12 protein-coding genes are annotated in these 14,050 nt (G+C 70.1%); 4 read left to right on the top strand and 8 right to left on the bottom strand.

Annotated elements, in window-relative coordinates:
- Window positions 1–2: 2 nt before the first annotated feature.
- The 3 genes from PXH83_RS03540 to PXH83_RS03530 all read right to left on the bottom strand — a co-directional run bounded on the left by PXH83_RS03540 (window position 3) and on the right by PXH83_RS03530 (window position 2,685).
- Complete coding sequence (locus PXH83_RS03540; protein ID WP_274556533.1) at window positions 3–830, bottom strand: glycosyltransferase family 2 protein; 828 nt, start codon at window positions 828–830, stop codon at window positions 3–5.
- 354 nt (window positions 831–1,184) lie between these two features.
- The gene (locus PXH83_RS03535) at window positions 1,185–2,288 is read right to left on the bottom strand and encodes a GNAT family N-acetyltransferase (protein WP_274556532.1); all 1,104 of its coding nucleotides are present in this window, start codon (window positions 2,286–2,288) and stop codon (window positions 1,185–1,187) included.
- A 1-nt stretch (window position 2,289) separates the two neighbouring features.
- The gene (locus tag PXH83_RS03530; protein WP_274556530.1) at window positions 2,290–2,685 is read right to left on the bottom strand and encodes a hypothetical protein; all 396 of its coding nucleotides are present in this window, start codon (window positions 2,683–2,685) and stop codon (window positions 2,290–2,292) included.
- 185 nt (window positions 2,686–2,870) lie between these two features.
- Between PXH83_RS03530 and PXH83_RS03525 the strand changes: the two genes are divergently transcribed.
- Complete coding sequence (locus PXH83_RS03525) at window positions 2,871–3,695, top strand: SGNH/GDSL hydrolase family protein (RefSeq protein ID WP_274556528.1); 825 nt, start codon at window positions 2,871–2,873, stop codon at window positions 3,693–3,695.
- Here PXH83_RS03525 and PXH83_RS03520 read toward each other — a convergent pair.
- Window positions 3,679–5,445: a serine/threonine-protein kinase gene (locus PXH83_RS03520; RefSeq protein WP_274556526.1), complete on the bottom strand. Its 1,767-nt coding sequence runs from the start codon at window positions 5,443–5,445 to the stop codon at window positions 3,679–3,681. The genes PXH83_RS03525 and PXH83_RS03520 overlap by 17 nt on opposite strands.
- A 267-nt stretch (window positions 5,446–5,712) precedes the next feature.
- Between PXH83_RS03520 and PXH83_RS03515 the strand changes: the two genes are divergently transcribed.
- Entirely contained in the window at window positions 5,713–5,976 is a 264-nt protein-coding gene (locus PXH83_RS03515) for a hypothetical protein (protein ID WP_214922370.1), read from the top strand.
- Window positions 5,977–6,005: 29 nt separating this feature from the next.
- Here the strand turns inward: PXH83_RS03515 and PXH83_RS03510 are convergent, their stop codons facing one another.
- The 4 genes from PXH83_RS03510 to hmgA all read right to left on the bottom strand — a co-directional run bounded on the left by PXH83_RS03510 (window position 6,006) and on the right by hmgA (window position 10,847).
- On the bottom strand, window positions 6,006–7,202 hold the full coding sequence (locus PXH83_RS03510; protein ID WP_274556518.1) for a CaiB/BaiF CoA transferase family protein: 1,197 nt from the start codon (window positions 7,200–7,202) through the stop codon (window positions 6,006–6,008).
- 257 nt (window positions 7,203–7,459) lie between these two features.
- Window positions 7,460–8,650: a type ISP restriction/modification enzyme gene (locus PXH83_RS03505; RefSeq protein ID WP_274556516.1), complete on the bottom strand. Its 1,191-nt coding sequence runs from the start codon at window positions 8,648–8,650 to the stop codon at window positions 7,460–7,462.
- Window positions 8,651–8,725: 75 nt separating this feature from the next.
- Window positions 8,726–9,475: a GntR family transcriptional regulator gene (locus PXH83_RS03500; RefSeq protein ID WP_274556514.1), complete on the bottom strand. Its 750-nt coding sequence runs from the start codon at window positions 9,473–9,475 to the stop codon at window positions 8,726–8,728.
- Window positions 9,476–9,518: 43 nt separating this feature from the next.
- Window positions 9,519–10,847, bottom strand: a complete 1,329-nt coding sequence (hmgA, locus tag PXH83_RS03495) for a homogentisate 1,2-dioxygenase (RefSeq protein ID WP_274556512.1) — start codon at window positions 10,845–10,847, stop codon at window positions 9,519–9,521.
- Window positions 10,848–10,990: 143 nt separating this feature from the next.
- Between hmgA and PXH83_RS03490 the strand changes: the two genes are divergently transcribed.
- Entirely contained in the window at window positions 10,991–11,608 is a 618-nt protein-coding gene (locus tag PXH83_RS03490; RefSeq protein WP_274556511.1) for a TetR/AcrR family transcriptional regulator, read from the top strand.
- Window positions 11,609–11,725: 117 nt separating this feature from the next.
- Window positions 11,726–13,936 (top strand): molybdopterin oxidoreductase family protein, encoded by a 2,211-nt coding sequence (locus PXH83_RS03485; RefSeq protein ID WP_274556509.1) that lies wholly within the window; start codon window positions 11,726–11,728, stop codon window positions 13,934–13,936.
- Window positions 13,937–14,050 lie beyond the last annotated feature (114 nt).

The raw sequence follows: 14,050 nt of genomic DNA, 5'->3' as shown, positions 1-14,050 counted from the left end.
GTTCAAGACACCGCTCCCCGGCCGTGCCGCTTCCCCCGCTCCTTGAGGATCACTCGCAGGACGCGCAGTCCGTCCCGTACGGCGCTGAGGTTGCTCATGCCGTGGATGCGGACGTACTCGTGGCTGGGAATCTCCTGGACCCGCAGGCCCGCCTTGACGACCCGGATGTTCATCAGGGTCTCGACCTCGAAGCCGGTGCAGTCCAGGTCGATCTTGTCGAGGCAGTGCCGCCAGAAGGCGTTGTAGCCGTAGCAGAGGTCCGTGTAGCGGGCGCCGAACTTGGCGTTGACCACGGCGCACAGCACCCGGTTGCCGAGCTTGCGGACCGGCGTCATGTCGTCCGTGCCGCCGCCGTTGGCGAAGCGTGATCCCTTCGCGAAATCGGCCCCCGAGACGAGCGCCGAGACATAGCTGACGATCTCATTGCCGTCGGCCGAGCCGTCCGCGTCGACCATCACGATGATTTCGCCGGTGGCGGCGGCGAATCCACTGATCAGTGCGTCGCCCTTGCCTTTTCCGCGCTGCTTGACGACCTTGATTCCCGGCCAGAGATCGCGGGCCACCTGCACGGTGTCGTCGGTCGAATTCCCGTCGACCAGGATCACTTCGTGGATCCAGTCGGGAAGTGTCTTGAAGACGTACGGGAGGTTTTCCGCCTCATTCATGGCGGGGATCACCACGCTCACCGGCGGCGCAATGGCGAGGTGCGAAGAGATCGGCCGGTACTGACCGGGTATTCGGCCGGCTCCCGTCCCTTGCGAATTGCCGTTCCGTGACGGCGCGATTAACGGATCTTGCCCTGGCACCGCAGGGCGGAGTACTGAGCTCATGAGTGTTTTCCCTCTCCACCGGTGGACCGCCCGCCCCCGGGCGGTCCGGATGAGTTTCCGGTTCGAAAGGGGGGGTTCTCACCCGGCCCATGACGGCATGGAACTCCGTACTGGTCGGGTGAGCTGGCATAACTCTCCACGCGGCACGCGACTCGGCACAGCTGTGGTCACCGAGTACGGCACCCCCCTACCGCGCCCGCCCCGGACCCCTCGCGACGCTTGAGCCCTCCCCTAGAGCCGCTTTGCATGATGGACCGATGCGGGTGGATGTACGACGGTATTGATGATTGGGACTGTATGGCAAGACCTGGAACGTAGACTCGCTTTTTTGTGTCTTTGGCCTTACATCGACGGTCACATACGGAACCGTCCCGATCGGATTTCCCCGATCCGTTTGAGCAACTTATCGGCGGGTTCGAACAGTTCAGGCCGTTCGACCACCGTATTGCGCAGCGCCCGGACCGGGGCACGCCGTGCCCATTGGCCCAGGGCGACCGGGTGACGGCGCATCACCCACCCCTCGGACACCATGATTTCCCGCGTCTTGAGGGAGTCCTTGTACTGTTTCTGGCCGCGGCCGAGATCGATGTAAGCGGTGCCGTCGGCGGCGGCGGCCTCAGCGATCCGCAGATGCATCAGCAAACCGGGCGAGAATTTCGCGAACGCCGGATCATAGGCCGGGAACCAGCAGCTGATGATCCTTTCCGTACGCGGACCGAAATGCGCGGCAATCGGCCGGCCGTCCGCGTAAAGAACCGACAGGAGCCCGCTGAAGGATTCGGTGCGGGTGTGGAACAGATGGTCGACGAGTCCGATGATCCAGGACTGTGTGAAGCGGTCGCTGCGCCCGGTCCTCCGGTACTGCGCGGACTTCCAGCGCATCAGCGTGCGCAGCGCCTCCGGGTCCCGCTCGTCGTGCACGTACGTCAGCTCGCCGACGGTGCGGATCAGCTTCCGCTCCTTGGCTAGGGTCGTCTTGAGGAACTTCGGTGAGTTCTTCCGCAGGTGCGCGAGGTAGGCCTCGTACCCGTCCTGCGTGTCGATCACCGGCGACGCGAACGAACCGGTGGCGCCGGCCTCGAAAGGCCCCTGTCCCTGCGCCAAGTGGTCGAATTCCCACACCGCGAGCCCGCAGGCCCGCAGCAGTTCCCGTGCGTCCCACTCGAAGCCCGGCCTGTGCACCAGGCCCTGACTGTCGGACACACCGAGACCGATGGCCCGGCCGACGCCGGTGGCGGATCTCTGGTGCGGGAAGAACGCGGCCGGCTCACCGTCCTCGCGTACGACGGCGATCCGCACCCCGCGCCGGTACCGGCCCATGGCGAGGGCGAACTCGGGGGAGAGGAAAGGGTTCGCCAGCTCCGGCGAACCGTGCAGATGCGCCTTGGACTGCATCGCGGTCCAGGAGGCCCGGTCGGCGGCGCTGAGTTCACCGGGGCGGTGCACATGGATGTCCACGTCAGAGGGTCTGCCTTCTCGCCGTACGGCCGCCGGGGCGCCGTACCAGTGCCAGCAGGAAGAGGAGAGCGCTGAGCCCGGCGATCGCCGCCACGCCGCCCCGCACCGACCACATGTGCGTGGCCAGCATGGCCTGGGCGACCAGCAGGTTCAGTGCTACTGCCCCTGCTGTCGACGCCACCAGACGGCCCAGCGGTTCCATGCCCCGAAGTCCCGCGGCCACGGCGGACGCCGGAGCCGCGATCAGGAAGAAGAGGGTGAACGGCGGCCGCAGCGGCGATGTCAGATCGGTGAGCGCCAGGACCGCGCCGACCGCCGATACGGCGAGCGCGGCGCCCGCGAGAACGGGCAGCGAATCCGCGACGGCTGCTGATGTCTTGTTACTGATGGTCTGCATTGGCGACTTTGCCCCCTGAAGCGCCGGATGCCGGGCTTCAATGTCGCGCAGTCGGCTCAGCCCCGTCAAGGATGCGGAGAGAGTGTGTGGAAGATCCCTGGCGAAACTCCTTGGCATGGACACTTCCGGTGATGTATGGGGACTGCTACGACAGTTGAGGCGGAAATCCTGCTAAGGGAGGTTCCATGAAACTGTCCCGAATCGCGGCATTCTCATCGTCGCTCCTGCTCGCCGCCGCCCTCGCCCTCACCGGGGCGGGCGCGGCGCAGGCAGCTCAACAGGCCGAATCCCTCGACGCTGCGTCCATCAACTACGCAGCCCTCGGCGACTCCTACTCCTCGGGCGTCGGGGCCGGCAGCTACGACAGTGGCAGCGGCTCCTGCAAGCGAAGTACACGTGCCTACCCGGCCCTGTGGGCCGCGTCCCATTCACCCTCGTCGTTCGCCTTCACGGCTTGCTCCGGCGCCCGTACGGGTGATGTGACAGCCGGTCAGCTCGGCCCGCTCAGCTCCTCGACCGACCTCGTCTCCCTCACCGTCGGCGGCAACGACGCCGGCTTCGCCGACGTCATGACGACCTGCGTCCTCCAGTCCGAGTCCGCCTGCCTCGCCCGGATCGAGGAGGCGAAGCGCTACGTGGACTCGACCCTGCCCGGCAAGCTCGACTCGGTGTACTCGGCGATCAGAGCCAAAGCCCCGTCGGCGCGTGTCGTCGTACTCGGCTACCCCCGCTTCTACAAGCTCAACGGCAGCTGCACCGCCGGCCTCACCGAGAAGGAGCGCGCTGCCATCAACGGCGCTGCCGACTACCTCAACGCCGCCACCGCCAAGCGGGCGGCCGACCACGGCTACACCTTCGCCGAGGTCACACCGGCCTTCACGGGACACGAGATCTGCTCCTCGTCCCCGTGGCTGCACAGTGTGAAGTGGACGAACATCGGCGAGTCGTACCACCCGACGGCCGCCGGCCAGTCGGGCGGCTACCTGCCGGTATTCAACTCCGCCGCCTGACCTGCGCTTCGGCTGTGTAGGAGGCCGTGTACGAGGAGGCCCCGCCCGTCGGGGTCTCCTCTTCCTGTTCGCAGGTGACCGAGAACGACACGGAGTTGGACCGGGCCGAAACCGGACTCCTGACCTCCACACTGATCTCGTCGTGGAAGGTCTCGCCCTCCTTGTACGTCAGCTCGGTGTGGTTGACCTGCTTCGACTTCCCGTCGCCGGCCCCGAAGGACAGCGTTTTCCAGCCAGGGTCGGACGACTCGCCGCTCTCGCTCACCCAGCGGTATTCGACCTCCACCGGGGTGCGGCCGACGGTGAACGTGGCGGTGAAGGCCGGTGCCTGCGCCTCGGGCGGCGGGCAGGTGCCGGAGTAACTGCCGCGCACGGTCGTGACGGCGACCTTCACGGACTGGGCGGGCGGCGGGGTGGTGGTGCCGCCATTGCCCCCGTTCCCGTGACCGCCGCCGTTGCCGCTTCCGCCGCCGTCATTGCCCCCGTCGCCGCCGCCGTTGTCGCCGCCCGTGCTGCCCGGCGTGCCGCTCCCGCCCGTGGCGGAGCCACCGCCGTCGGTACCGCCGCTGCTGCCGTTGGCTCCGCCGTTGTCGACGCCGGCCGTGCCGGACGAGGCACCGGAACTCTCCCCCGGATCCCCCTTGTTGCCGTTCAGCAACGCCCACGTGATGCCGCCGATCACGAGCAGCAGCACGGCCAACCCCGCCGCCAGCACCAGTCCCGCCCGCCGGGGCCGCCCCTGCGTGGTGGTCGTCGTCACGGTGCCTGGCGTCGGCAGGGGGCCGGGGGGCGGCGTGGGGCTGCCGTACGGCGACGGCGCGGGACCGGGGACCGGCGTCGGAGCCGTGACGGTCGGGCTGCTGTACGGCCCGGGGGCGACTGGGGTCTCTCCTGTACGCGGCGCTCCGCCTGCCGCCACGATCCGCAGCTGCCGCGCTGTCTCGTCGGCGGACAGCCGCTCGGCCGGGTCCTTCCGCAGCAGCCCCTCGATCACCGGTGCCAGCGCCCCCGCCCGTACAGGCCGCGGCAGCTCTTCGTCCACCACCGCGCGCAGCGTGGAGAGCGGGGTGTCCTGACGGAACGGCGAATTGCCCTCGACGGCGGCGTACAGCAGCACTCCGAGCGACCACAGATCCGATTCGGGCCCCGGCGTACGCCCCATCGCCCGCTCCGGCGCGAGGAATTCGGGCGACCCGATCAGCTCGCCCGTCATGGTGAGCGCCGAGCTGCCCTCGACCATCGCGATGCCGAAGTCCGTCAGTACGACCCGGCCGTCATTGGCGATCAGGACATTGCCCGGCTTCACATCGCGGTGGAGTACGCCCGCCTCGTGCGCGGCGCGCAGGGCCGCCAGGACGTCGCCCCCGATGTGCGCGGCCCGCTGCGGCGGCATCGGCCCTTCGCCGTCCAGTACGTCGGAGAGCGTCAGCCCGCGCACCAGCTCCATCACGATCCAGGGCCGGCCCTCCTCGGTCGCCACGTCGTACACGGTGACCACATTGCGGTGCGAGATGCGGGCCGCCGCCCAGGCCTCGCGCTCCAGCCGTGCGTACAGCCGCCGCCCGTCGGTGGCTCCGAGTCCGGACGGCGCTCTGACCTCCTTGACCGCGACTTCACGGCCCAGCACGTCGTCGCGGGCACGCCATACGACGCCCATGCCGCCCTCACCCAGCGGGGCCAGCAGGCGATAGCGGCCCGCGATCACCCGCTGCTCGTTGCCCGGCTCTTCACTCACTGGCGAGCCCCCCATCCGCAGCAGAGCGGCATCACGGTAGAAACCACTTCAAGTTAGCTCAACTCACGGCGTATGCAGCCCCCTTGAGCGGCAATCAGGGCCGGACGGGCCGACCGGAGCTGCGGGCTGTCCAACTCGCCCTGGAATCAGCCGTATTCGGAGAGTGACCGTCAACACCCGTATCGCAGTGGTGAATCCCGTGGGCGGGATACACGTGTGTCCAGCCGGCGGGATAGGGTTAACCTGCCCGGGCCGGGTGCCCTCGTACGGGTGGGGAGTGACATGGAACAGATAACGGTGCGCAGCAGGCCGCGAGTGCCTGCGATCACGTGTGGAAGCGGCGCGACCAGCTCGCGTCTCGACCGCCATCTCGCGGTGCTCGGCGGCCCAGCCGTCCCGCAGCGCGAGTCGGCCGAGGCGACACTGCTGATGCGCGAGCTGACCTCGCGTGATGTTGCGCACTCGCGAGCGAGCAGGAGCGGACGCGTCTCGCTCTTCGCTCCGCTGCGACGGCTGCGTCGATCGCTCTTCGGCAGCCGCCACTGACTCGGGCGGAACCAGAGTCACGGACACGCTCAGGCGACCACACCGTCCCGGCGCAGCGCTGAAACCTGTACGTCCGTCATCCCCAGGCCGTGCAGCAGCGCGTCGGTGTGTTCGCCGAGTGCGGGAACCGGACCCATCACAGGGTCCGTCCCACCCGGCATCGTGATCGGCGGCAGAAGTGCCCGCAAGGGCCCCGCCGGTGACTCCACGTCACGCCAGCGGTTCCGCGCCGCCAACTGCGGATGCGCGGCAACATCGGCCACCGTATTCAGCCGCGCACAGGCGATACCGGCAGCTTCCAGCGCCGCGACCGCCTCCGGCGCACTCATCGCGACCAGCGCCTCGGCGACCACCGCATCCGTCTTCTCCCGGTTCCCGGTACGGGCGGTGTTCGTCGCGAAGGCCGGATCGTCCGCCAGCTCCGGTCGGCCGAGCACCTGCTCGGCCAGCCGCCGCCACTCCCTGTCGTTCTGTACGGACAGCAGCACCTGGCCGCCGTCCGCCGTCGGATAGGCGTCGTACGGAGAGATGACGGCGTGCGCGACCCCGGTGCGCGCCGGGGCTTCACCCCCATGCATCCCATGGTGCAGCGGATGCCCCATCCACTCGGCGAGCGCCTCCAGCATCGAGACCTCCACAGGCCCGCCGAGCCCCGTCGTCCCGCGCCGCAGCAGCGCCGCCAGGACCCCCGAGAACGCGTACATCGCCGCCGCGATGTCGGCCGCCGGAATACCGGCCTTGACGGGCTGCGCGGGGGTGCCGGTCACGGACACCAGGCCCGCCTCGCACTGGACGAGCATGTCGTACGCCCGCTTGTCGGCGTACGGTCCGCCGTCGCCGTATCCGGAGATGTCGACGGCGATCAGGCGCGGGTACGCGGCGCACAGCGTCGCCGCGTCCAGACCGAGCCGGGCGGCCGCGCCGTGAGCGAGGTTCTGTATGAACACATCGGCGCCCGCGACGAGCCGGCGGACGGTGTCGAGGCCACGCGGGTCCTTGAGGTCGACGGCGATGGACTCCTTGCCCCGGTTGCACCAGACGAAGTGCGAGGCGAGGCCGCGCGCCGCGGTGTCGTAGCCGCGGGCGAAGTCGCCGCCGTCCGGGCGCTCGATCTTGATCACGCGGGCGCCGAGATCGGCGAGCTGGCGGGTGGCGAACGGCGCCGAGACGGCTTGCTCGACGGCGACGACGGTGATGCCGTCGAGGGGCAGTGGCTGATGGCTCATAACAGCACTGACTACCGTGTACGCAGCACCTTTGTCATCGCTGTCATCCGCACAGGTTGACGGAGCGACCCTGCCGGGATGGAGAGTTTGCCGCCGCTCACCACCCTCCGGTCGGCGTACCGGCGGACGGCGAGCGCTGCGAAGACCGCGATCCACCAGCGACCAGGCCGGCGATCCGGCGACGGGACGGGCCACCGGCCAGGCGGCGTCCGCCGGGACCGGGCGTACCCGAAGAGGTCGCGCACCGCCGCCCATCCCTACAGCAGCGCGAACTGGCCCTCAGGGCCTTCCTCCGCATGGTCCAGCACAGACGCCGGCCGCCGTGCAGCGTCCCGCACCGGCAGCACCCCCGCCTCCGTCAACTCAGCACGTGTGATCCGTTCGGTCCCCGCCAACTCGCGCCGCCCGGGCTCCAGTTCGCCCAACAACGCCAGCACCGTAATCAGCTCCAGCAGCTCCGAAGTCCACTCCTGCGCCCACTCCGCCGCGCGGATCGCCTCCAGCGTGCCGGGTTCCGGTTCCGCCGTGCGGCGGTCGAACCACAGGTCCAGCACCCGTACGCCGCTCACCTCGAAGTCCCACGCCGCACGCGGTACGGGTGAGATGCGGCCGGCCCCGATGTGCAGCGTCTCCTCCTCCGCGTCGTACGTCAGCTCCCCGGGCCGGGCCGGCACCGCGGAGCGTACGTACGGGCGGCACCCTCCCGGCAGCCTCGGGCGTTCCCCGCCCCGCGCCCCGCGCAGCTGGATCGCGGTCATCCGGCGGCCCAGCTCCACCCCCGTCGACCAGGCGCCGGGGTCCGCCGGCAGCGGGACCACGGCGCCCGACGGTGACCCCTCCGCCGCCGCGACCGCCCACGCCAGCACCTCGTCGGCCGTGACCTCGCGCCCGTAACGCCCGCTCAGCAGCGCCAAGAGCCCCGGCGCGAGGTTGGGCTCGCGGCCGCCGGGACGGCGAAAGAGAGGGCGGATGCGCCCGGGGCGGCCGGCGGCGGAGCGGCCGTCCGGCAGCACCGCGCTGACCAGCAGCGCCGGCCCCGCCGACCCGGGCACGTAACCCTGCTCGACGGCGAAGAGCTGCTCCGCGTCGGCGACCCGCCACAGCTCGGGGCGGGCGGCGTCGATCAGGCGGTGGTCGGGGATGAGCCACTGCTCGTCGAACGGGCCGTGCACGACACGCACCGGCTCCGGGCAGGGCCCGCTCTCGCGCGTGAGGCGCCCGGTTCCGGTGGGCCGACCGGGCAGTGCGGCAACCGAACTGCGCGTCGTCCGCGCCCGCGTCGCCACGAACAGCTCCTCGCGCTCGGCGCCCCGCGCCCGTACCAGCGCATCCCAACGGGCCCGCAGTGTCCGCCTGTCCGGCGCGAGAATCCAGCCACGTCCCAGCCGCAAGGCCGCCACCGACCACGGCATCAGTTCGTCGAGCAGCGGGGCGTCCGTACCACTCATGCGGGCATCCTCCCCGTAACTCTCCCCATCAGTCGCAGCCCCCGGCATCGTAACCAAGCGCCCGCGGACCGGACGTCAGTGCGCGTCCACCGTCACGGAGAACGAGAAACGGTCGCCCCGGTAGCGGATGCGGGCGACATCGACCACCCGCCCCTCCTCGTCGTACGTCACCCCCGTGTAGTGCAGGATCGGGCTCAGCAGCGGCACCTTCAGCAGGTCGGCCGTGGCCGGATCGGCGAGCGTCGCCTCCACCGTGTCCGTGATCTTGCTGATGCGCACGCCGAGCACGTCACGCAGCACCTTCGTCATCGGCCAGCGTTCGAGATCGGCGATGTCGAGACCGGCCGCGAGCTCCGGACGCACCGCGTTCTCCGCCCAGTTGGTCGGCTCGCCGCTCTCGCCGTCGCGGCGCAGCCGCTTGTACGTCACCACCTCGCGCACGTCCGGGAAGTACGCGAAGAGCTCGCCGGGCACGGGCGCCGGACCGTGGTCCAGGACCGTCGTCAGCTCGCCCGACTGCTGGGCCACGATCGCGTCGATCGAGCCCAGCAGCCGGCGCGGGGCGCCCCGCCTCGCCCCCGGCTCGATGAACGTGCCGCGCCGCCGGTGCCTGCTGATCAGGCCCTCGGCCTCCAGTTCCTTGAGGGCCTGGCGCATGGTGAGCACGCTCACGCCGTAGTGCGCCGCGAGCTGTTCCTCGGTGGGCAGCCGCAGTGAAGCGTCGGGCGTGCGGCCCAGTATGGAAGCGCGCAGGGACTGCGAGACCTGGTACCAGAGGGGCAGCTTCCGGTTCAGGACCAGCGAGTCGGGGGCGAATGCGGTCACGGTTTCAGTTCTCCGTCGGTACGCCGGTGGTGGGCCGCATGTACTACGACCTGAAGTGGCGTTCCAGACCCTGCCACACGTCGTCGTACGACGCCTGAAGATGGTCGGCGGTCGCCGCCTGCCCGGTCGCCGTCACCGGCCAGCGCGTCTCGAACATGAAGGCAAGACCGTCGTCGATCTTCTGCGGCTTCAGCTCGGCGGCGCTCGCCCGGTCGAAGGTCTCCCGGTCGGGTCCGTGCGCCGACATCATGTTGTGCAGTGAACCACCGCCTGGGACAAAGCCCCCCTTTCCGGCAGTCTTCGCGTCGTACGCGCCCTCGATGAGGCCCATGTACTCGCTCATCACATTGCGGTGGAAGTACGGCGGCCGGAAGGTGTCCTCACCGACCAGCCAGCGCGGCGCGAAGACGACGAAGTCGACACCGGCCAGGCCCGGGGTGTCGGACGGCGACGTCAGCACGGTGAAGATCGACGGGTCGGGGTGGTCGTAGCTGATGGAGCCGATGACATTGAAGCGGTGCAGGTCGTAGACGTACGGCACGTGATTGCCGTGCCAGGCGACGACATCGAGAGGTGAGTGGTCGTACGTCGCCGACCAGAGGTTGCCGCAGAACTTGTTGACCACCTCGACCGGGCCTTCGGTGTCCTCGTACGCCGCCACCGGGGCGAGGAAGTCACGCGCGTTGGCCAGGCCGTTGGCGCCGATCGGGCCGAGGTCGGGGAGCTGGAAGGGCTGCCCGTAGTTTTCGCAGACGTAACCCCGGGCACTCTCGTCGAGCAGCTCGACGCGGAAGCGCACGCCGCGCGGAATCAGCGCGATGTGGCCGGGTTCGCAGCGCAGCAGCCCGAACTCGGTGCGCAGCAGCAGTCCGCCGCGCTCCGGAACGATCAGCAGCTCGCCGTCGGAGTCGCTGAACACACGGCCGGTCATGGGGGAGTTGGCGTGGTAAAGGTGAATCGACATGCCGGTGCGCTGGGTCACGTCGCCATTGCCGCCCACCGTCCACAGGCCGGCCACGAAGTCGGTGCCGGGCTCGGGCTCGGGCAGCGGGTTCCAGCGCAGCCGGTTCGGATCGGGGACCGTCTCGGTGAAGGGCGCGCTGCGCAGGCCGCCGTTGTCGGTGCGGACGAACGGGGGGTGCGCGGCCGACGGCATGATCCGGTACAGCCACGAGCGGCGGTTGTGGGCCCGCGGCTCGGTGAAGGCGCTGCCGCTGAGCTGCTCCGCGTAGAGGCCGAGCGGTGCGCGCTGCGGCGAATTCCGGCCGTGCGGCAGGGCGCCGGGAACAGCCTCCGAGCTGTGTTCGTTGCCGAAGCCCGAGGAATGGGCCAGTCCCTCAGCCGTCTTCCTCGCCTGCTCGATGCCGTTCATCGTCCGCTCCCGGTGCCGAAGGAATCCTATGGATGACAGTAGGATTCCCTGGCCCGGCCGTCAACGGCTACTGGGCCGTGTGATCACTTTCCGGTGTTTGCGCGAGGCCCGCCCGGAGCCGCCCGTAGGGGAGGATCGGCACCATGGAGCCCGTGCCTGTTACGAACTCACTCCGCCGAGCCCCCGTGCAGCAGCGCAGCGCCGAGCGGCTGACCCGGATACTGGACGCCTGCGCCGAACTCCTCGACGAGACCGGTTACGAGGACCTGAGCACCCGCGACGTCGCCGCCCGTGCGGGCGTCCCCATCGGCTCGGTCTACCGATTCTTCGGCAACAAGCGCGCCATGGCCGACGCCCTCGCCCAGCGCAACCTCGACAGTTACGCCGAGCGGATCAGCAGCCGGATCGCCGGCATCCCGGCCGCCGACTGGCGTCGCGCCACCGATGCCGTGCTCGACGAGTACATCGCCATGAAGCGCACCGTCCCCGGCTTCGGCCTCGTCGACTTCGGCGTCCAGATCCCGGTGGGCGATCCGGCCGCCGGGATCAATCACCGCGTAACGGACCGCCTGACCGGCCTGCTCTCCGCCCACCTCGGCCGCAAACCGGACGCTGCCCTGCGCCGGACGATGCTGGTCGCCGTCGAGGCCGCCGACGCGCTGCTTCAGCTGGCGTTCCGTGCGCAGCCGTCGGGCGACCCGGATCTCATCGCCGAGACGCGGGCGGTCCTCCACGCCTATCTCGCCCGTACGCTCGAATGAGTCCGCGCATGCCGCTGACTCCGGAATGCCTCGGCGAATGACTCCCCGACGTTCGTACCGGTCGGTATGCTCGGCCGTGCCCGCGCGCCACCGTCGCCGCCGCCCCCGGGAGGGCTCATGTCCGGTCAAGCCCCAGCCGCCGTATCCCGCACCACCGATTCCCGCACCGCCCTGCGTATCTGCCCACTCTGCGAGGCCACCTGCGGCCTGACCCTCACGATCGAGGGGACCAAGGTCACCGGAGCACGCGGCGACCGCGAAGACATCTTCAGCCGGGGCTTCATCTGCCCCAAGGGCGCCTCCTTCGGAGATCTCGACGCCGACCCCGACCGCCTGACCGGGCCCCTCGTCCGCAAGGACGGAGAGCTGCGGGAGGCGAGCTGGAGCGAGGCCTTCGATCTCGTCGCCGCCCGGATACGTCCGCTGATCGAGGAGTACGGGCCGAACTCCGTCGGCGTGGTCCTCGGCAACCCCAACGTCCACACCATGGCCGGCTCCCTCTACCCGTCCGTCCTGCTCGCCGCGCTGCGCACCCGCAGCCTCTTCACGGCCAGCACGGTCGACCAGATGCCCAAGCACGTGTCCAGCGGCCTGCTCTTCGGCGACCCGTACGCGATTCCGGTGCCCGACCTGGACTGTACGGACCATCTGCTGCTCCTCGGCGCCAACCCTCTCGACTCCAACGGCAGTCTGTGCACGGCCCCCGATTTCCCCGGCAAGCTCAAGGCACTGCGCAAGCGCGGCGGCACGCTCGTCGTCGTCGACCCGCGCCGCACGCGTACGGCGAAGACCGCCGACCGGCATGTCGCCATCAGGCCCGGCACGGACGCACTGCTGCTCGCCGCCCTCGCGCAGGTTCTCTTCGAGGAGAAGCTCACCGCGCCCGGCGTGCTGGAGAAGCACATCGAGGGCCTGGCCGAAGTGCGGGAAGCCGTACGGGACTTCACCCCTCAGGCCGTCGCCGCCGCCTGCGACGTCCCGGCCGACGAGATCCGCGGCCTGGCACGCGGACTCGCCGCCGCGCCGACCGCCGCCGTGTACGGACGGGTCGGCAGCTCCACCGTCGAGTTCGGCACGCTGGCCAACTGGCTCGTCGACGTACTCAACATCCTCACCGGCAACCTCGACCGCCCCGGCGGCGCCCTCTTCCCGCTCTCCGCCACCGCCCGCACGCCCCGCCCCGCAGGCCCCGGCAAGGGCTTCGACCTCGGCCGCTGGCACAGCAGGGTCAGCGGCCACCCCGAGGCCAAGGGCGAACTGCCGCTCGCCGCGCTGGCCGAGGAGATCCGGACGCCGGGGGAGGGGCGGGTGCGCGCGCTCATCGCCATCGCCGCCAACCCCGTGCTCTCAGCGCCCGACGGCGACCGCCTGGACCAGGCGCTGAGCGAGGATCTCGACTTCATGGTCAGCATCGACCCGTATCTCAACGAGACCTCGCGGCACGCCGACGTCGTCCTGCCCCCGCCGCCGCCCTCCCGGAGCGCGCACTTCGACTTCTCGTTCAACACCTTCGCCGTGCACAACCAGGTGCGCTACTCCCCGGCGGCCGTCCCGCTGGAGGCCGGACGGATGGACGAGAGCGAGATCCACGCCCGGCTGATCCTCGCTGTCAGCGGTATGCACGGCGCCGATCCGTCGGCCGTCGACGACATGGTCATCGACTCCACGCTCACCAGGGTCGGCGCCCCCAAGGAGCTCGCCGCCGAACTCACCGGCCGCACCGGGCCCGAGCGGCGGCTCGACCTGATGCTGCGCCTCGGTCCGTACGACCTCACACTCGACAGGCTCAAGGCAGCCCCGCACGGCATCGACCTGGGCCCGCTCAAGCCGCGCCTCGGGCAGATCCTCAAGACCCGCAGCGGAAGGATCGAGCTGCTGCCCGCCCCCATCGCCGCCGACCTGCCCCGGCTGCGGCGCGCGCTGGACGAGCGGCCCGCGGCTCTCGTCCTCGTCGGCCGGCGTCATCTGCGGTCCAACAACAGCTGGATGCACAACATCGCGTCGCTCAACGGCGGCAGCAACCGCTGCACCCTCCAGATCCACCCGGACGACGCGCTGCGGCTCGGTCTCACCGACGGCGCGTCAGCCCGTATCAGCGCGGAGGGAGGGGCAGTGGAGGCGCCGGTGGAGGTGACAGACGCGGTGCGCGCCGGCGTCGTGAGCCTGCCGCACGGCTGGGGTCATGACAGGCCGGGCGTCCGGATGTCGGTCGCGGCGGCCACCCCGGGCGTCAACGTCAACCAGCTGCTCGACGGGAGCCGACTCGACCCGCTGTCCGGCACCGCTGTGCTCAACGGCTTCCCCGTCGACATCGTACCTGCGCTGTGACCTGGGGTTTTGCTCTTATTGCTCGCACGTCAACGTCTTGTTAACGCATCGGGGCGCGACCTAACGTCAACGAACCGCCGGGTCTGGTGGGAGTTCAAGGGCGAGCGTTAGGTA

Origin of the sequence: Streptomyces spiramyceticus (genome assembly GCF_028807635.1) — a bacterium.
GTDB lineage: Bacteria > Actinomycetota > Actinomycetes > Streptomycetales > Streptomycetaceae > Streptomyces > Streptomyces spiramyceticus.
The sequence above is the reverse complement of the archived record's forward strand: the minus strand, read 5'-3'. Positions and strand labels throughout refer to the sequence as shown.

Excerpts from the sequence above, each read along its gene's own strand:
- PXH83_RS03540 (WP_274556533.1), bottom strand. The coding sequence starts at position 830 with ATGAGCTCAGTACTCCGCCCTGCGGTGCCAGGGCAAGATCCGTTAATC.
- PXH83_RS03530 (WP_274556530.1), bottom strand. The coding sequence starts at position 2,685 with ATGCAGACCATCAGTAACAAGACATCAGCAGCCGTCGCGGATTCGCTG.
- PXH83_RS03525 (WP_274556528.1), top strand. The coding sequence starts at position 2,871 with ATGAAACTGTCCCGAATCGCGGCATTCTCATCGTCGCTCCTGCTCGCC.
- PXH83_RS03520 (WP_274556526.1), bottom strand. The coding sequence starts at position 5,445 with ATGGGGGGCTCGCCAGTGAGTGAAGAGCCGGGCAACGAGCAGCGGGTG.
- PXH83_RS03515 (WP_214922370.1), top strand. The coding sequence starts at position 5,713 with ATGGAACAGATAACGGTGCGCAGCAGGCCGCGAGTGCCTGCGATCACG.
- PXH83_RS03510 (WP_274556518.1), bottom strand. The coding sequence starts at position 7,202 with ATGAGCCATCAGCCACTGCCCCTCGACGGCATCACCGTCGTCGCCGTC.
- PXH83_RS03505 (WP_274556516.1), bottom strand. The coding sequence starts at position 8,650 with ATGAGTGGTACGGACGCCCCGCTGCTCGACGAACTGATGCCGTGGTCG.
- hmgA (WP_274556512.1), bottom strand. The coding sequence starts at position 10,847 with ATGAACGGCATCGAGCAGGCGAGGAAGACGGCTGAGGGACTGGCCCAT.
- PXH83_RS03490 (WP_274556511.1), top strand. The coding sequence starts at position 10,991 with ATGGAGCCCGTGCCTGTTACGAACTCACTCCGCCGAGCCCCCGTGCAG.
- PXH83_RS03485 (WP_274556509.1), top strand. The coding sequence starts at position 11,726 with ATGTCCGGTCAAGCCCCAGCCGCCGTATCCCGCACCACCGATTCCCGC.